Origin of the sequence: Seleniivibrio woodruffii, from assembly GCF_029267515.1 — a bacterium.
Classification (GTDB): Bacteria; Chrysiogenota; Deferribacteres; order Deferribacterales; family Geovibrionaceae; genus Seleniivibrio; species Seleniivibrio woodruffii_A.
The window spans coordinates 47163-65401 of record NZ_JAJUIS010000007.1 but is presented as its reverse complement, the minus strand read 5'-3'; the positions used below and the strand labels follow the sequence as shown (position 1 = coordinate 65401).

General features: G+C 49.4%; 13 protein-coding genes. 6 read left to right on the top strand and 7 right to left on the bottom strand.

Annotated elements, in window-relative coordinates; genetic code table 11:
- The first annotated feature begins 54 nt into the window (after nt 1–54).
- Entirely contained in the window at nt 55–1479 is a 1425-nt protein-coding gene (locus tag Q7P67_RS08835) for a nitronate monooxygenase (RefSeq protein ID WP_303851600.1), read from the top strand.
- Nucleotides 1480–1516: 37 nt separating this feature from the next.
- Here Q7P67_RS08835 and Q7P67_RS08830 read toward each other — a convergent pair whose 3' ends face one another.
- From Q7P67_RS08830 to nifV, 6 genes are all read right to left on the bottom strand, one after another.
- Nucleotides 1517–2614, bottom strand: coding sequence for a 2-aminoethylphosphonate--pyruvate transaminase (locus Q7P67_RS08830; protein WP_303851599.1), 1098 nt, complete (start codon nt 2612–2614; stop codon nt 1517–1519).
- A 9-nt stretch (nt 2615–2623) separates the two neighbouring features.
- Nucleotides 2624–4759, bottom strand: a complete 2136-nt coding sequence (locus Q7P67_RS08825) for an aspartate aminotransferase family protein (protein WP_303851598.1) — start codon at nt 4757–4759, stop codon at nt 2624–2626.
- Nucleotides 4760–4761: 2 nt separating this feature from the next.
- Nucleotides 4762–6456, bottom strand: coding sequence for a putative 2-aminoethylphosphonate ABC transporter permease subunit (locus Q7P67_RS08820; RefSeq protein WP_303851597.1), 1695 nt, complete (start codon nt 6454–6456; stop codon nt 4762–4764).
- A 9-nt stretch (nt 6457–6465) separates the two neighbouring features.
- Nucleotides 6466–7446: an ABC transporter ATP-binding protein gene (locus Q7P67_RS08815; RefSeq protein ID WP_303851596.1), complete on the bottom strand. Its 981-nt coding sequence runs from the start codon at nt 7444–7446 to the stop codon at nt 6466–6468.
- Between the two features lie 64 nt (nt 7447–7510).
- On the bottom strand, nt 7511–8521 hold the full coding sequence (locus Q7P67_RS08810; protein ID WP_303851595.1) for a putative 2-aminoethylphosphonate ABC transporter substrate-binding protein: 1011 nt from the start codon (nt 8519–8521) through the stop codon (nt 7511–7513).
- A gap of 131 nt (nt 8522–8652) precedes the next feature.
- The gene (gene nifV / locus Q7P67_RS08805) at nt 8653–9774 is read right to left on the bottom strand and encodes a homocitrate synthase (protein ID WP_303851594.1); all 1122 of its coding nucleotides are present in this window, start codon (nt 9772–9774) and stop codon (nt 8653–8655) included.
- A gap of 249 nt (nt 9775–10023) precedes the next feature.
- Here nifV and nifB point away from each other — a divergent pair, with 249 nt between their 5' ends.
- From nifB to typA, 4 genes are all read left to right on the top strand, one after another.
- Nucleotides 10024–11376: a nitrogenase cofactor biosynthesis protein NifB gene (gene nifB / locus Q7P67_RS08800; protein WP_303851593.1), complete on the top strand. Its 1353-nt coding sequence runs from the start codon at nt 10024–10026 to the stop codon at nt 11374–11376.
- Nucleotides 11377–11396: 20 nt separating this feature from the next.
- Nucleotides 11397–11678, top strand: coding sequence for a hypothetical protein (locus Q7P67_RS08795; RefSeq protein WP_303851592.1), 282 nt, complete (start codon nt 11397–11399; stop codon nt 11676–11678).
- 274 nt (nt 11679–11952) lie between these two features.
- A complete protein-coding gene (locus Q7P67_RS08790) occupies nt 11953–13773 on the top strand; it encodes an ATP-binding protein (RefSeq protein WP_303851591.1) in 1821 nt (606 codons plus the stop codon).
- Nucleotides 13774–13857: 84 nt separating this feature from the next.
- Complete coding sequence (typA, locus tag Q7P67_RS08785; RefSeq protein ID WP_303851590.1) at nt 13858–15687, top strand: translational GTPase TypA; 1830 nt, start codon at nt 13858–13860, stop codon at nt 15685–15687.
- A gap of 85 nt (nt 15688–15772) precedes the next feature.
- Here the strand turns inward: typA and Q7P67_RS08780 are convergent, their stop codons facing one another.
- Nucleotides 15773–17188 (bottom strand): DUF3365 domain-containing protein, encoded by a 1416-nt coding sequence (locus Q7P67_RS08780; protein ID WP_303851589.1) that lies wholly within the window; start codon nt 17186–17188, stop codon nt 15773–15775.
- A 351-nt stretch (nt 17189–17539) separates the two neighbouring features.
- Between Q7P67_RS08780 and Q7P67_RS08775 the strand changes: the two genes are divergently transcribed.
- Nucleotides 17540–18148, top strand: a complete 609-nt coding sequence (locus tag Q7P67_RS08775; protein ID WP_303851588.1) for an EF-hand domain-containing protein — start codon at nt 17540–17542, stop codon at nt 18146–18148.
- The last annotated feature ends 91 nt before the right edge of the window (nt 18149–18239 follow it).

Below are 18239 nucleotides of genomic sequence, written 5' to 3'. Positions count from 1 at the left end.
TGTTATGGGGTTAAATAGTACGGCGGCAGATGCCGTTTAACATATGAGGCAAGGATGAAAGAGTACAGAATTTTACAGGGCGGCATGGGCGCAGGTGTTTCCGACTGGCGTCTGGCAAGAGCCGTGGGGGAAAGCGGTGAAATAGGGGTTGTCTCCGGCACTGCGATGGACGTTATTTTGGTACGCAGACTTCAGAACGGAGACAGTGACGGACAGATGCGCAAAGCGCTTGCCGCGTTCCCTGTCAGAGAGATCGCGGAAAGAATCATAAAAACTTACTTCATTGAGGGCGGAAAAGAAGAGTCCGCTCCATATAAACAGGTGGAGATGTACACCATGACACCTTCCAGAGAGCTGCAGGAACTCACTGTGGCTGCGAACTTCTGTGAGGTGTATCTCGCAAAAGAGGGTCACAGCAACCCCATCGGCATAAACCTGATGGAAAAAGTTATCCTCCCCAACCTCAGCTCTATATACGGTGCAATGCTCGCCGGAGTTGACTACATCGTCATGGGTGCGGGGATACCCAGAGAGATACCCGCCGTTCTGGACAGCTTTGCAAAAGGCGAGGATGCAAGCCTGCGCCTCAACGTTGCAGGAGCGGATAAGGACGAGGACTACAGAATAACATTCAGCCCGAAAATGATAATGGGCGCACATCTCAAAGAGCTTGCAAGACCCAAATTCTACGCCATAGTGTCGTCAAACATTCTGGCAACAACCATGGTTAAAAAGACAAAACCGGCCGTTGACGGACTTGTCATAGAACATAACTCCGCAGGCGGACACAACGCTCCCCCCAGAGGCGGAATGGAGCTCGACGCAAAGGGCGAACCCATCTACACGGAAAAGGACGAGGTTGAACTGGAAAAAGTGCAGTCACTCGGCGTTCCCTTCTGGCTGGGCGGTTCATGGGGCGAACCCGGAAAACTGAAAGCCGCCATAGCCGCCGGTGCACAGGGTATTCAGGTGGGAACAATCTTCGCCATGTGCAAAGAGTCCGGCTTTGTGGACAGCATCAAAAAAGCTATAATCCAGCGCATCCCCGATGTCTTCACAGACCCCAAGGCATCCCCCACGGGATTCCCTTTCAAGGTGGCAAGAATACAGGATACACTTTCCGAACTTGAAACATACCTTAAAAGACCCAGAATATGCAACCTCGGCTACCTGCGCTCACTCTATAAAAAAGCCGACGGTTCAATAGGATACCGCTGCGCGGCTGAACCTGTTGACGCATACATCGCAAAAGGCGGACTGAAAGAGGAGACAGACGGCAGAAAATGCCTCTGCAACGCTCTGGTGGCTAACATCGGTCTGCCCACAATCTACAAAAACGGCTATATTGAGCATTACCTCATCACAGCCGGCGACACACTGAAAAAGATAGGAGATTTCATTAAAGACGGCAGAGACGGCATCACTGCCGCCGAGATAATCGAGATTCTCCTGAGAGATATTGCACCCTCAGAAGCGTAAACAAAACAATAAAGGCGGTCATTGCGACCGCCTTTTTTTATGCCTCAAGCCAATGCTCTATCAGCCCCAGAAGTCTTCTGATATCGTCGGGAAAAACGTTGCCTATAGTGCCGATTCTGAACGTCTCTTTCTTCGTCAGCTTGCCGGGATAGATATAAAAACCGTTGTCCTTGAGATACCCGTACATTCTCTCGAAATCGAAACCGCCTGACGGGTACTCTATTGTCGTTATCACGGGTGACTGAACTTCCTCCAACAGAAACAGTTTAAAACCGAGTTCCTTAACACCTTCCGAGAGAATACGCTGATTCTCCCTGTACCTGGCGCTGCGGGCAGCTATGCCGCCCTCCTCTGAAAGTTCCGCCAATGCCTGTTTAAGTCCCAGTATGACATGTGTGGGGCTGGTGAACCGGAACCCGCCTTTTGACGATTCCATGAACGCATACTGGTCGTAAAGATCGAGTGAAACCGACCTGCTGTTTCCCCTGCACTTTTCAACTGCGTCCCTTCGGCATACCACAAGCCCTATACCCGGAACGCCCTGAAGACATTTATTTGAAGATGCCGCCATAAAGGACATCCCGCATTCTCTCATATCAAATTCCACCGAACCGAAACTGCTCATGCAGTCTGCCATAAAAACCGTGCCCGATTCCGCACATATCCTGCCAAGCTCCTTAACGGGGTTAAGTATCCCCGTTGTGGTCTCAAGATGTATCACCGCCAGATGTGTGAAATCACCCTTCCAGAGCATATCCGAAACCGCCTTAACGTCAACGGGTTCATCCTCTTCAAAGGTTACTGTCTCAAAAGTCAGTCCGGCTTTTTTCGCTATCTCAGCCATGCGCTGCCCGTATGCACCATTTACGGCTATGAGCAGTCTGTCGTTGACGCTCACCGCGCTGCACAGCATGGACTCAACCGCATAGGTACCTGACCCCTGAACAAGCACCGCCGTATATTTTTCATCGCCGCCCGCCGCAAGCTGAACAAGCTCCCTGCGGATATCCTGAATCATTGCAAAATACTCTTTGTCTCTGGTTGGGACATCATACATCATAGCTGCGCGGACGCTCTGCGTTGTTGAGAGCGGACCGGGGGTTAAAAGAAGATAGTTATTATCAAATCCGTGCATATGCCTCTCCTATATCCTTACCTGAGCCAGAGCGGAATCGAGTATTTCAGCCGCCCGCCCCAGTTCGCCTTCCGTGATTGTGAGTGCCGGTGAAAGTGTCAGTACACTTCCTGCTGACACTTTGAAGCTCAGTCCCGCTTTCAGCGATTCGTACATCACATATTCCGCGATGAAATTCCGCTCTTTCACGTTTTTATCCATCTCAACCGCCGCCATCAGTCCAAGGTGACGCACGTCGCCTATCACATGTGAGTATTTTTTGTGCAGTGCGTTCAGCACAGTGCCGAAATTATCACCTTTCGCGCCCGCCTCTTCCGGCAGACCCTCTTTCTCCATAAAATCTATTGCCGCAAGTCCGGCAACACACGCAACGGGATTTTTCTCATGGGTGTAATGACCGATAGAGATATCCTGAGCACCGTCCAGACCTTTTCGTGCCATCAGACAGGCAAGGGGCATAACCCCGCCGCCAAGCCCTTTTCCGGCGACAACCATATCCGGTTCTATGCCGAAATGCTGATATGAAAACCATTTACCCGACCTTCCCAGTCCGGCTGCGGTCTCATCGAATATTTTCAGCACGCCGTATCTATGGCAGATATTGTCCAGCTTTTCGAAATATGCCCTGTCGGGAACGTGGACGGTGGTACAGCGTACCGCCTCAAGCATAACGGCGGCAACGTTGTTATTCTCTTTTATGCGTTTTTCCAGCAGCTCAAGGCACTTATGCCCGCAGGCGGAGCAGTCGCCGAATATGCACCTGTAGCTGTCGTATGGAAGGAAATTTTCACCTATGTCAAAACCTCTGATACCGCTCAGAAATCCTGAATCACCCGCCGCAGAGAGAGCGTCGAGGCTCGCCCCGTGAAAGGAGCCGTATGTTGAGAGTATCTTCGTTTTCCCCGTGATCTTCATGGCAAGTTTTATGGCACTGCTGACAGCAAGGGTTGCGGCTGGAGCGAAAAGAACCCTTTCCATCCCCGTCAGCTCCGTAAGTTTTTCAGCCAGCAGAACAGCCTTTTCATTGGTGTATCTTCTGGGACAGAAGGAAAGGGTATCCATCTGCTCTGCCACCGCTTCGATAACGTGTTCATTGCCGAACCCTATCTGATGTACGCCGTTTCCGTGGAAATCCAGAACTTTTCTGCCGCCTGTCAGGGTAAATCCGGAACCTTTGCATTCAGTTGCCAGATCCAGACAGGGAGACGAAAGCGCCTGACCTAAGAATACCGCGTCGTCCCTCTTCACCAGTTCCGCCGATTCAGCGGAAAGCTCCGCATTGCGGAACGAGCGCAGAACGGATGTATTTGATTCGCCCTCGGTGACAAGACTTCTGCCGGCAGCCGAAGGGGTCTCGCCGCGGGTGATCCGCGCGTCTATCTTTTTAAATACAGCGGGCAGTTCACTGTTGAATACAGCGACGTAATGCGCTCCCGCCTCATAAAGCCTTTCGGCTGTTTCATACGCTTTTTTCATCAGCAGATAGCGGTCGGCGGATTGTACTTCTTCCTCAGAAAACCCCATTTCGCTTCCGCCCATGACAAGCCCCACAGACCACATTCCGGCGTTCAGTCCCTCTTTGATGTCCGCCACAGTATCCCCCACCTTAACGCAGAAGGACGCTGGAAAGGCATTCAGTACCCGCATATTCTCATGGCACATCCACGGCGCGGGTCTGCCCGCGGGCACCTCATCGGAGGCGACGATATGGTCGGGCGCATAACCCTGACGCGCTGCGTTCGCCGCCACAACCTCCATCATGCTCTTTGTGTATCCGGTGGTGGAACCTATTTTAAGCCCCATCGCCCGTATCTGCGAAACGACGTTCAGGAAACCTTCTATGGGTGATGAAAATTCAGGCAGACTGTCGGTGAGCCGTCTGTCTATCTTTTCGTAAATAACATCTATCTCCGTTTCCGAAGCTCTGTGCCCGTGTACCTTTTCAAACTGCGCGGCGACCTCCTCCATACGGAACAGCTCACCTATGTGGTCGCGTTTTTTCATACCCATGTGCAGGCGTACCTGATCGGGCGTAACGGTTATTCCCTCTTCCCCCAGAACGGACATCATGGCGGCAACGGGTGCGAAGCATCCGTAGTCCACTGCGGTTCCGGCCCAGTCGAAGATAACTGCTTTCAGATCCATATCTACCTCTGTATTGTCTGCCAGCGGGCGGTTTTTCTCCGTATCATCCCCGCGGCTATGTCATAGATTATTTTCACACCCATATTGGTGAAGAGTATCAGACTCGCCATTGCGGCTGCGGCGGCTGTGTCCCCCGCATCGTCCATGCTCACGATGGCTATGGTGGCAAGTTTAGTGTCCTGCCCGTAAAGGAATATCACTGCCGATATCGTCACCATTGAGTTCACGAAGAAATAGAAAAAAGTCTCCATCACTGCGTTCAGCGACAGGGGCAGAGTAACGCGAAAAAGCGTCTTAACGGGCGCAACGCCCATGGATTCCGCCACGTTGTCATACTCCCTGTCCTGCTTTTTCAGCGAGCTTGTTATGGACATAACAGGAACCGCGATGAAGTGGATTATGTTTGCCAGCACCAGTATAGTCAGGGTGCCGTAAATGAACGAGAACGGATTCGAAGGGCTGTTGAAAAAGAGTATGTATGCCAGACCTATAACAAGCCCCGGCACCGCCAGAGTAGTTATCGCCAGCGCATAGGGAACCTTGCGGAAAACGTCCTTCGCTTTTGTCTTCTCCGCTGTGTATGCCGCCGCAAACGCCACCGCCGTTCCGACCGCAGCCGTTCCAAGAGCCACCTTCAGACTGTTCAGATATGACGAGAAGTCACCCGCAACATACTTAAACATATAGTGTTTCAGTGTCAGTGTCATATCATACGGAAAGAACTTCATGAACGACACAAACACCGAAGTACCGATAACGAACAGTATCAGAAGCGCAATGCCCCAGCAGTAAGCCGCCGCCAGCAGTTCCGAGAAGAGACTGCGCTTTATGACATAGGGCACTGACTTTGACGAAAAGGTCGCCCCCTGCCGTTGCTGGATGAGCCTGTCGATGAAAAACGCTATCAGTGCCGGAACCAGCAGAAGCACGGCAACAGTCGCTCCCATGGAAAAATTCTGCTGACCTATCACCTGTTTATAGATATCCACCGCCATAACGTTGTACTGACCGCCAACAATCTTTGGCGCGCCCATATCGGTGAAACTCAGTATAAAGATAGTCGTAAGCGCCGATATGGTTCCGTATTTGACGGACGGCAGTGTCACAGTGAAAAATTTACGCAGTTTGCCAGCGCCCATCGTCTCCGCCGCTTCGTAAAGCCTGTAATCGCTCATGGCAAAAGAGACGGAGAGTATCAGATACGCATGAGGAAAGGTGTATATCACCTCGGAAATAATTATGCCTGCCGCGCCGTAAATCTCGAACGGGAAAACGTGATTCGTATTCATCTTGGCGTTAAGCCACGACATGAACAGGTTTGAAACCAGTCCCTGCCGCCCGAAAAGATACACCAGAGCGATACCGTGGAGCATGGTCGGCGTGAACAGTGAAATCATTGATATGTAACGCAGAACGTACTTGCCCCGCATATGGATGCGGGAAATGCTGAACGCATAAAAGAACGCCAGCAGAAAAGTGACAACAGTAACTATACCTGAAACAGCGAAAGAGTTCTTAAAAGACGATATCATGTTGGGTGACGTGAAATATTCAGCAAAGTTTTTAAACCCGATGAAAACCCCGTCCGTGTTATAGAACGCAAGCCTGCCGATGCTTACCAGCGGCAGGAAGAAGAACAGCAGAAAATAGAGTATTATCAGCCCTATTAGAACCGACGTAACGGTTTTTGCCTTCATCGGAGCGCCCTAGAAACTGATGGCAGATTCCGGTATCTGCACCTTTATAAGGCTCTCCGCCCTGAGTCTCTTCATGGCGGGGTCGCACGAACTGACATCCACCACCAGCGGTGAATCGGTTTTTATGTTCTCCAGTTTCAGAAAAAGTCTTAAAAATGACCCGCGAAATTCAATATCCTTTACGACGGCGTTTATGCCATCGTCGCTGAACGTGCTCACATTTATCTGTTCGGGACGGATGCCCACCTTTCTGCCGTCAAGATGCAGAAAGTTCATCATACCTACAAATCCCGCTATGAACTCGGTTTTCGGGGTGAAATACAGCTCGTCCGGCGTGCCGAACTGCTCGATTATTCCGCCGTTCATGACAGCTATCTTATCTGAAACCGTGATAGCCTCCTCCTGATCGTGTGTGACCATCACAGTGGTTATATTCATTTTGTCGTGGATGGCGCGTATCTCCTTGCGGAGCTTTTCGCGCACCTTGGCGTCAAGTGCCGAGAGGGGTTCATCCAGCAGGAGTATACCGGGTTTAAGAGCCAAAGCCCGTGCCAGAGCCACCCGCTGCTGCTGACCGCCGGAAAGCTGAAAGGGATATTTATCCTTTTCGCCGTGGAGTCCTGTTATCTCAAGCATCTCGTTAACGACTCCATCCGCCGCTTTTTTGCCTATGTCCCTTGTTTTAAGCCCGTATGCTATGTTCTGGGTAACTGTCAGGTTCGGGAACAGCGCATATGACTGAAAAACAATGCCGAAGTTTCTGCGGGATGCGGGAACCGGAGTGAAATCATCACCGCGGAAGAACACAGTGCCGCTGTCGGATTTTTCAAGCCCCGCTATGATGCGCAGAAGGGTTGTCTTTCCGCAGCCTGAAGGACCGAGCAGACAGATAAACTCACCGCGTTTTGCGGTAAATGAAACATCGTTCAGCACTCTTTTTCCGCCGAACGATTTTGTTATGTTACAGGTTTTAAGATATTCGTTTTCCATTTTTTTCCGTCGGTTTTTTGGGGGTTGCGGAGAGGGCGTTCAGACCCTCCCCGCGGTAGGAGTGTTATTTCTTGGGTTCGCTCTTGGCGTCGTATCTTTCAGACCATTCTTTAAGGATTCTCTCCCTGTTCTGTGCCGCCCAGTGCAGGTCGTTTTTGATAATCTGTCTGAGGGGTTCCGCAACGTATCCTGCGGGAACGGGATTGCTGTTTTTAACGGTGATGATAGCAAAGTTTTTGTTGTATTCGCTCATGGCTTCGGATGATATCGCCCAGTCGAGGAATTTTTTCGCGTCGGGGCTGATGGATTTTTTCTTCATGAGTGCATTCGCCTCAAGATCCCAGCCGGACCCCTCTTTGGGGAAAACAACCGCCACGGGCGCACCTTTTTTCATCTCTGTTATGCCTCTGTAGCCGAAGGAAATTCCGATGGGATATTCGCCTGTCGCAGCCATTTTAGAAGGTTTTGAGCCGGAGTGAGTGTACATGGCGATGTTCTGGTGAAGTTTGTCCATGTAGTCCCATGCTTTTTTCTCTTTATATATCTGCATCCAAGCGTTTACTGTCAGATAGCCGGTACCGGATGAAGCGGGGTTAGGCATTGTGATAAGCCCTTTGTATGCTGGTTTAAGCAGGTCGGAATAGCTGGCGGGGATGGGCAGGTTACGTTTTGCAAGCTCAGGCTTGTTCACTGTGAAAGCTGTCATCCATGCGTCGATACCGACCCATGCGGGAACTTTTTTGTTATCTTTGAACTGGGGAAGAACCTTTTCAACACCTTTGGGGGCATATGGAGCAAGCATCTTCTGGCTGTCCAGCACAAGAAGGCTTGTAGCGGCAAGTCCCCAAACGACATCAGCCTGAGGTTTAGCTTTCTCCGCCAGAAGACGGGCTGTGATTATACCGGTGGAATCCCTTACAATATTGACCTTGATATCGGGATACTGTTTTTTGAACGATTCGAGATAAACGGGGTACTGGTCGTCCTCAAGGGCGGTGTAAACCGTTATCTCTCCGGCAAATGCCGACATGGCGAAAGTGAGCATCGCAATAAACATCAGAAGTAATTTTTTCATTTTGACCTCCGTCAGAATATCCAACGGTTCAACATAAGTGCAAAATGAAATGAAAATGTCGTTCTTTTGCCAGAAAGCGGAAAATTATATGCAAGAAAGATGTAATGGGGGATGATTTCCGCCCCATTAACTTATGCGCCGACGCAGAGTCCCATTTTTTCGCAGAGACCGGAAACGTCCTTATTTCTCAGCACAGCCTTGTTTTTTCTGGCAAGTTTCTTCGCCTCGTGCAGAAGTCCCGTGAGCTGCCACTGGCTGAGATGTATCCCCTCCTGCGCAAGCATATGCTCCAGAACGTGCAGACCCGACTGGTTTCCGAACACAAGATGGCGCTTCATATCCAGTTCCTCAGGATCGAACGGCTCATAGTTTTTCGGGTTTTTCAGCACTCCGTCGGTGTGTATCCCCGATTCGTGGGTGAACATGTACTCACCGATTACAGGACGCTGCGGATCGACGTGTCTGCCCGCTGCCTGCGCCACATATTCGGAAAGCGGACGCAGATGTTTGGTGTTGAACACATCCTGATTTCCGTAAACGTGGCGCGCCGCCATTATTATCTCTTCCAGAGGTGCATTGCCCGCACGCTCGCCAAGACCGATAACAGTGGTGTTTACATGTGTCGCACCTGCCTGAACGGCCGCCAGAGCATTTGCCGTAGCCATACCGAAATCGTTATGTGTGTGCACCTCAAGGTCGAGCTTGGTAGCCTCGCGTATTCTCTTTGTCATATTATATGTGCGGAAAGGGTCAAGTATCCCTACCGTATCGCAGAAGCGGAAACGGGATGCTCCGTGCGCCTCTATGGTCTGAACGTACTGCTCTATGAAGTCGGGATGCGCCCTTGAAGCATCCTCGCCGCCAACAGAGATATAGAGGTTATATTTTGCGCAATAATCAAGCACCTCTGCTATCTGTTTAAGCACCCATTTGCGTGTTTTGCCCAGCTTGGTCTCAATCTGTATATCCGAAAGGGGCAGCGAAATCTCTATTGCGTTGGCACCGGCTGCCACCGATGCCTGGACGTCTTTCACCAGTGCGCGGTTCCATGCTATGATGCGGGCGCTAAGCCCTAAGTCCATGATGGATGCGAACATTGCGGATTCGTCAGTACCCATTACAGGTATGCCCGCCTCTATCTCCTGAACACCGATAGCATCCAGCCTGCGGGCTATCTCCAGCCTCTCTTTGCGGGTGAACGCCACACCGGGCGTCTGCTCGCCGTCTCTTAGTGTTGTGTCATCTATTATCATGGTTGCCTCCCTTGCGGTTTATCTTGCAAAAGGTGTGCCAATGATTAAAAAACAGTCGATTGCACAAGAAATGACCAGATGAAAATCTGTAGTCTATCTGACATAAGACAATAGACTGCCGCGTCGCTATGCTCCTCGCAGAGACGATTGTGTGTCTTTGCGAGGGCTTTAGCCCGAAGCTATCCGGTTTATTTTGTAAAATGTATTTCTTGGCACGTCCGTTGCTTTCACCAGAGTGTGAGGTGACAAATGGACAGAGACGCTGTTAAGGCTAAAATTGACAAGCACCCATGCTACTGCAAGGACGCCCACAATAAATTCGCAAGGATACACCTTCCCGTTGCGCCCGCCTGCAACATCCAGTGCAACTACTGCAACAGGAAGTACGACTGTTCAAACGAGTCCAGACCCGGCGTTACCAGCAGTATACTTACCCCCGAACACGCGCTTGAAAAGGTTATTATGGTGAAACACTCAATCGAAAATCTCTCCGTGGTTGGCATAGCGGGTCCCGGCGATGCACTTGCGAACCCCGAAGCGACTTTCGAAACGCTGAGACTTCTCAAAACATATGACAAAGAACTTATCCCCTGCATAAGCACAAACGGTCTGGCACTGCCCGACCATCTGGACGACATTGCAGAGCTTAAAATAGGACACGTTACCGTAACCATGAATGCAGTTGACCCCGAAATCGGTCAGAAAATCTACAGTTGGATACACTACAACGATAAGACGTATCACGGTGTCGAGGCCGCCCGCATTCTTATGGAGCGTCAGATAGAGGGAATCAGAGGTCTGGTTGAGCGGGGCATACTCGTAAAAATTAACACAGTCCTTATCCCCGGCATAAACGACGCCCATATAAGCGAGGTTTCCAGAAAGATTAAAGAACTCGGCGTGTTCATCCACAACATAATCCCACTTATGAGCAAACCGGAATACGGTACGAAATTCGCCAGCGACGGCGTGCCGGAACCAACTCCGGAACTAATAGGCAAAGTACGCTTCCAATGCGCCGAAATTATGGGCGGATTTGATTCCGTTATGCAGCACTGCCGCCAGTGCCGTGCCGATGCAATCGGAAAACTGGGTCAGGACTGGGATTTCAACAATGTCACAGAAGATGTTAAAGCCGCAGCTTCCATGCTGAAAGCGCAGGTAATAAGCAACAGAAGACACAACTACCTCGAACAGTTCCACAGTGAATGGAAGGTGAGGACATACGACCGCAGCAGAATGGTTCTCGTTGCCGTCGCAACGGACAATCACCGCATGGCGGACATCTCCTTTAAAAATGCAAGAAACTTCTACGTTTACGAGGTTTCTGGATGGGGAGCGCACCTTAGGGAGATACGAACTCTGGACTATGACAACTCCCAGGCGTGCATCAAGCTCTCAGGACACCTTAAAAACGTTGCAAATCTGATCAAAGACTGCAGCGTCATGATATGCACAGTGGCAGGCAAAAACGCCTATGACGATATGAAACGCAAAGGCATCCTTGTGGACACACGGCAGGCATACAAGGGTATCGAAGAAGCGGCTTGGGAAGCGGGAAGCAGACTTCTCGCCGAAATGTCCGGCTCTAAAACCGCTTAACGGCAGGGGGTACTATTATTATGCAGTCAGAACTCACCAGCAGAGCAGACGTATCCGCGCTGCTTAAAAAAGACGGATACAAACTTATAAAAGGATATGTGGAAGACCTCGACATCGGACATGTCACCGCCAGCATGGTGATACGCTCCGGTCAGAGACTTGTCTCTCTTCTTCTGCCTGTGAAGGATGCAAAACTTTCAGGCGCTGAGGTTGGCAGACCCATCTACTGTCTGATGAACGGAAAAGACGTTCTCGTTTTCCGCGACATAAACTACATGATGCGGAAGATACTGAATAAATAAAGAAGCTACTGAAGTTTCAGGATGAAACGTGAGCGCAGGAAGGCTTTGCCGACTGGAGCGTTCACAACATTTTTCCACGACGGAAAAATGTTGCAGGTTGTAAGGTTTGCGGGGCGTACAAAGAAGATCTGTCACCCCCACAAAAGATTAATCTTCTTTGTACCTCGGAGGAGTGTTCTGTCCTCCGCCCCGCTTTTTTTTGTGTATTAATTAGTGGTTTATATAGTCATTATGTAGTATACTTGAGCATATGCCGAAATCAACGGAGTATGCTTTGAAGGTTAAAACCAGAACCATCTATATGCTTGTGGCTATCATGGTTATCATTACAGGTTGCTACCTGTTTGATGAATGGTATCGTTATAACAAGCATCTCGAAATTCTCCGTCAGGAGCATATCTCTGTTGTAACAAAATTTTATGAAAACATCCCCAAACGCACAACCGCAATTCTGAAGGCATACGCCAGCCTTATTGTCAACGACCACCATGTCACCGACGTGTATTCTTCGGGAAACAGGGAGGCGCTGAACAGACAGCTTAAACCTTACGTGTCTCTGCTGGAAAAGTCATTTCCCGGTTCAACGGTTGTTCTTACATTTCACACAGCGGACGGAAAAGTTTTTCTCAGAACGCTTTTGCCGGATGTATACGGCGACAGCAGTGCAGCTTACCGCCCGATGCTTCGCAAGGTTCTTAAAACCGGAGAACCTCTCTCCGGGCTTGAAGTATGCTCCAAAGTAGTTGGACAGCGCTTTATGGTGCCTGTAAAGCGGGGCGGCAAAATAATAGGCGTTGTTGAAGTTGGCGCAGACCTTAATTTCATTGCAAACCGCATAGCCGGTATTTCCAACATCAAAAGCGTGATAACCGTTAACAGCGAAGTTGCCGGACTGCTTAAAATGAAAACGGCAGACAATGAACAGACAACCTATTTCAACAACAGCAAAGCGACTCTGAAAACCATACTGAACTCTGATAAACTGAATCTTACCGCCGAAACACCGGACGGGCGCTATGAAATAATCAAAGGCTTCAGGTTGTATGACTATTCGGGTAAAAACATCGGAAATTTCATTTTCCTTGCAAAATCCGGCGGAATGCAGGAGTGGATGCAGAGCCATTTCATAAATGTACTTATAATCTGCACTGCCGGGCTTCTGCTCATAATTTATGTAGCGCGGAAAGGGTTTATAGATTCCATTGCAGAGCTTGAAACAGAACACGAAAAGGTTCTGAATGAGCTGAAACAGGCAAATGCCGGACTTGAGGAACGTGTGCGCAGAGAGGTGGAAAACTGCCGCATGAAAGACCAGATAATCAATCAGCAGCAGAAGGTTGCGGACATGGGACTAATGCTCTCAGCCCTTGCCCATCACTGGCGCCAGCCCATCAACGCCGTAGGGCTGTATGTGCAGGATCTTTCCGAGGCATACAAAAGCGGAGAGCTGAATATCCAGTATATAGAAGAGTTTGAAAAGAAAAACATGAGTCTGCTAAATAAACTCTCTGAATCCATTGATAAATACAGAACATTCTTCGAACCCAGCGTTGAGAAGGAGAGCTTTGAAATAATCGATATTCTGCGCGAAATCGGGGACATTTTAAGCGCGACCCTCTCCACCCAGCATATCAGGCTTATGGTAAGCTGCAAATGTCCGCAAAAAGAGTTCGAATGCGTATTTCTTGAGCGTATGCCGGCGTGCGAATACGGAAACACCCGTATAACAGGCTTTCTTAACGAGTTTAAACAGACACTGCTCAACCTCATCTATAACTCCGTGGATGCCATCCGCACAAGATATGCGGAAGAGAACGGAGAGAAGGACGGACTTATCACCGTAATCATCACTGTTGACGGAGACATCATAAAAATAACAGTCACCGACAACGGAACAGGTATCTCCGAAGACATAATTGACAAGGTGTTCAATCCGTTCTTCACAACGAAAGAGGCGGGGCAAGGAACAGGCATCGGACTTTATATGGCTAAAACGGTTATTGAAAAATATATGTGCGGCACAATCACTGCGAAAAACAACGGACAGGGTGTGACAATGGAGATAACTCTCAACAAAAACGCCCCATGTGTGTAATTTTTCGGTCAAACAGTCAGAAAAGCCTTTCTTTATTTTAAAATCTGTTGAATACTGTCGGGTTCAAATTTTTTCAGGTGTAAAATGGCAAAACAAAAAAACGAGAAACTCAGGAATATAGCTATCATAGCTCACGTTGACCACGGAAAAACCACTCTGGTTGACACACTCTTCAAACAGAGCGGTCTCTTCCGTGAGGAACAGCAGGTCGAAGACAGACTTATGGACAGTATGGATCTGGAACGTGAGCGCGGCATCACTATCTCCGCTAAAAACTGCGCGGTACGCTGGGGCGATGTTAAGATAAACATCCTTGATACTCCAGGTCACGCCGATTTCGGCGGCGAGGTTGAGCGTGCACTCTCCATGGTTGACGGCGCAATACTCCTTGTGGACGCGTCCGAAGGTCCCCTGCCTCAGACAAGATTCGTTCTTGGCAAGGCATTTGAAGCAGGACTTAAAATTATAGTAGTAATAAACAAAATAGATCGTCAGGATGCAAGACCCAACGAAGTGCTCAACGAGGTATATGACCTTTTCATCGATCTCGGCGCGGATGACGAACAGATTGAGTTCCCCGTATACTACGCCATCGGACGTGAAGGCATCTGTCAGAAAACTCTGGAAGAGCGCGGAACAGATATGAAACCCCTCTTCGAAGCTATCGTAAACGAAATCCCCGCCCCCGGATATGACGACGAGGAACCCTTCCAGATGCTTGTGAGCGACCTCGGATATTCCGACTATCTCGGCAGGCTGGCTGTGGGAAAGGTTATCAACGGTTCCGCAAAGGCAAACGAAACACTTGTGCGCATCGGTGCAGACAACACAGCGACACTGCGCGTCAGCAAACTTCAGATATATGAAGGTCTCGGTACAAAAGAGGTTGACCTTGCAGAACCCGGCGAGATAATCGTTCTTTCCGGTCTGGAAGACATCTCCATCGGCGATACAATCTGTACGAAAGAATCACCCAAGGCACTGCCCAGAATCACAGTGGACGAACCCACCGTTTCAATGAAATTCAGCCCCAACACAGGTCCCCTTGCCGGACGCGAAGGCAAGCTGGTTCAGTCCAACAGGATAAAAGAAAGACTTCTGAAAGAAACGCTTAAAAACGTTGCCATCAAAGTTGAGGAAAGCTCCGACAAGGAGAGCTACATTGTTAAAGGGCGCGGCGAGTTTCAGATGGCGATACTTCTTGAGACCATGCGCCGCGAAGGGTTCGAGGTATGCGTGGGCAGACCCGAAGTTATCTGCAAAACCATAGACGGCGAGCTCTGCGAACCCATCGAACACCTTTTCATCGACTGCGAAGAGGTCTTCGTCGGCGTTATCACTGAAAAGCTCTCCATCCGCAAAGGCAGGATGATTAACCTTATAAACAACGGCACAGGAAGGGCGAGGGTTGAATTTTCAATACCCAGCCGCGGACTTATCGGTTACCGCGATGAATTCCTTTCAGACACCAAGGGAACAGGCATAATGAACTCACTTCTGCTCGGCTATGAACCCCACAGGGGCGACATACCAAGCAGATTCACAGGCTCCATAGTTGCTGACCGCGCCGGAAAAGGCGTCGCATACGGTCTCTTCCACCTCGAACCCAGAGGAACGCTGTTCATCGTTCCCGGTGACGTGGTATACGAAGGCATGATCATCGGCGAATATAACAAGGACAACGACCTGAACGCCAACCCATGCAAAGAGAAGAAACTCACCAACATGAGGGCATCCGGTAAAGACGAGGCGATCATACTTACGCCCGTTCCGCCTATGACCCTTGAAAGAGCCATACATTTTCTTGCCGACGACGAGATGGTGGAGGTAACGCCCAAATCCATCAGACTCCGCAAAAAGATACTGTCGCAGCAGGAAAGACACACAGCCAGAGGCAAAGCACTGGGTAAATAACACATAACGGCGGTCGAAAGACCGCCTGTTTTTTATCGGTATTCAAATAATAACTGTTAAGATGAATTTTAACTGAAAAGAATCGTCAGTCGTGACCGCAGGGGCGGAAGCGGAATATGAAGCATTTGCCGTAGGTATCGTCAAAGAACAGATCCCCGCCGTCAAAATTTGAAGCAAGGTTCTGGGCGGTAAAAAGCCCAATGCCTTTTCCGGCGCCGCAGCCTTTTGTGGAGAAATAGGGTTCAAAAAGTCTGGATTTAGATTCCTCTTCAACAGGAGCACCGTTATCGCATATCTCTATCTGAGCATAGTCACCGACCCTTATAAAGCGGACGGTTATTAGACGTTCCTCTCCGGCGGGTTTTTCTATAAGACAGTCGTATGAGTTTTTCAGGATTATCAGCATTACCTGTTTAAACATGGATTCTTCGCCTTCAAGATAGACATGGCTGAATCCGCATACATTGTCACAGGTGAATCGTCCGCGTCCGCAGGAGTGGAAGAGGTTGTCCTCTTCTGTCATCTGAATTTCGCGATTCTCTCCGCCCATGGTGCAGACAACGTATACTTCAATCCCAACTGCCTCAAATTCAGGACGGAGGAGTTTCAGAGCGTCAAAAGTCATAGCTTTGACGTCCATCAGGACATTATTTTCAACCTTAACGGCAGACGTGAAAAGGTCTATCGTCTCGCTCATCTCTTTAACTATCTTAATTGCGTGCTGTGCCGCTTCTTCCTCTTCCTGTCTGGTGTTTGCAACCTGAATGGTCTGTATCAGCAGTCCTATATTGTTCAGCGGCTGACGCCAGTGATGTGCCACCATGCGCAGTATCTCGTTTATGGAGGAGCTTCGTGTTTTGTGGATAAGAGCGGCTTCACTCATCTCCCTTCGCTCCATCTCAGACTCAAGGTCGCTGATATTCTTCAGTTTTTCCCGCCATGCGTGCTCAAGCTCGCGACGGGAAAGGACTATAAGACGGATAACCAGTGCGGTTACCATCGCATATGCAAGTATCGTGAGAAGCGTAAAGAAAAACTGTCTGTTGTGCTCATCCGCAACAGGAAAGCTGAGGCTGATAGCTCCGCGCATATCCCCTTTTTTGTAATTGACGTATTCGTGGCAGCGCAGACAGCTTTCGTTAATATACAGAGGAATCATATATTCGAACCGGATATCTTTAAGTAAGTGAACGTAGTCGAGTCTGGCAAATTCATTTTTGCCAGAAGAGATTTGGGAAAGTCCGTTCTTTTCCCATCCCACCGGAAGGTTTGCGGGATTTATGGGATTGTTGCTCACCAGACGGAAATTTATACCCGTGGAGGAGTGAAGTTCTTGCGAGGACATGCGCATCATATATGCGGGATTTATCCTTGTGAGGCTCTGCCCGTCTTTTGTTGTCTGATGCGAATTCCCGTCATAGTTTTCGCGTACCGCGACATTGCCGGACGGCGCATATATCGTGCCCACTTTCGCACCCCAATAACCGAACGCACGGTTCACATCGGAGATATCCCTTGCCTTATTTAAAACATTGGTGCGAAAATTAGAATAGCCCTGATAGAGTTCATAGCAGGAAAGAATCGCAAAAAAGATCAAAGTGATACGTATAAAAGGATATTTGTTCATCTGCGATGGTTCCGCTTCCCTTTAAAACGGGACGCTCACGCCCCATTGCTGATTTTTATTATAATATTAGAATTTCACACCTAAAGCAACACGCATTTTGGGAAGCACAGCCCTCGTCCATCGTTTTAACACAATCATTGCAAACTGTCTTCACACATGTGGTTTAAAGTATAATGTCACAGACCTGTTCTCCCGCTGCTCCTATCTAGACAATGGAGGGAAACAATGAGTATCAGCAGTATAAGCAACCAGAGTTCCGCTCTCTACAGCTATGCGCAAGACAAGCTCGCTGCTGCAAAACAGCAGTCACAGGGTGCGGAATCTTTTTTCAGTAAGGTTGACACAAGCCAGGACGGGACAGTAGACAAGAGTGAACTCCTTGCACTGGTAGACGACATTACGTCCAAAACAGGACAGGAAGTGGATGGAGAATCCCTTTTCAGCGAATATGACACAGACGGGGACGGAAGTTTCAGCGACGAAGAGCTGCAAAGTCTCATGCAGTCGGAAGATATCAAACCGAAAGGTGCACCTATGGGACCTCCTCCGGCTAAGGAAGATGAGGACGAGAGCAGCGAATACAGCTCCAGTTCAAGCATCATAAGTCTACTCACTTCCATTCAGAACAGTCTGGATTCCCTGTTTTCAGCGGATGACACCGACAGTTCGTCTGATTCATACTTCGGCAGCAGTGACTCCGGCACAACAGATTACCTGAGTATGCTCCAGTCGTTACAGTCCGACGGTTCGGACGAAACAACAGAAGCGGCATACCAAAGCACAATCGACAAGCTCCTTCAGGGATTCTATTCACAAAATTCCTACGAGGCGTAATAACTGAGTAAAGGCGGGATATGGTCTGCGGCAACGAACAAATGAAAAAGCGGCTGTAAGGCCGCTTTTTCTAAGGCGTGCAAGGAGTACT

Coding starts and splice junctions, on each gene's coding strand:
- nifB (WP_303851593.1), top strand. CDS start 10,024: ATGGACAGAGACGCTGTTAAGGCTAAAATTGACAAGCACCCATGCTAC.
- Q7P67_RS08810 (WP_303851595.1), bottom strand. CDS start 8,521: ATGAAAAAATTACTTCTGATGTTTATTGCGATGCTCACTTTCGCCATG.
- Q7P67_RS08835 (WP_303851600.1), top strand. CDS start 55: ATGAAAGAGTACAGAATTTTACAGGGCGGCATGGGCGCAGGTGTTTCC.
- nifV (WP_303851594.1), bottom strand. CDS start 9,774: ATGATAATAGATGACACAACACTAAGAGACGGCGAGCAGACGCCCGGT.
- Q7P67_RS08775 (WP_303851588.1), top strand. CDS start 17,540: ATGAGTATCAGCAGTATAAGCAACCAGAGTTCCGCTCTCTACAGCTAT.
- Q7P67_RS08830 (WP_303851599.1), bottom strand. CDS start 2,614: ATGCACGGATTTGATAATAACTATCTTCTTTTAACCCCCGGTCCGCTC.
- Q7P67_RS08825 (WP_303851598.1), bottom strand. CDS start 4,759: ATGGATCTGAAAGCAGTTATCTTCGACTGGGCCGGAACCGCAGTGGAC.
- Q7P67_RS08820 (WP_303851597.1), bottom strand. CDS start 6,456: ATGAAGGCAAAAACCGTTACGTCGGTTCTAATAGGGCTGATAATACTC.
- Q7P67_RS08815 (WP_303851596.1), bottom strand. CDS start 7,446: ATGGAAAACGAATATCTTAAAACCTGTAACATAACAAAATCGTTCGGC.
- Q7P67_RS08795 (WP_303851592.1), top strand. CDS start 11,397: ATGCAGTCAGAACTCACCAGCAGAGCAGACGTATCCGCGCTGCTTAAA.
- typA (WP_303851590.1), top strand. CDS start 13,858: ATGGCAAAACAAAAAAACGAGAAACTCAGGAATATAGCTATCATAGCT.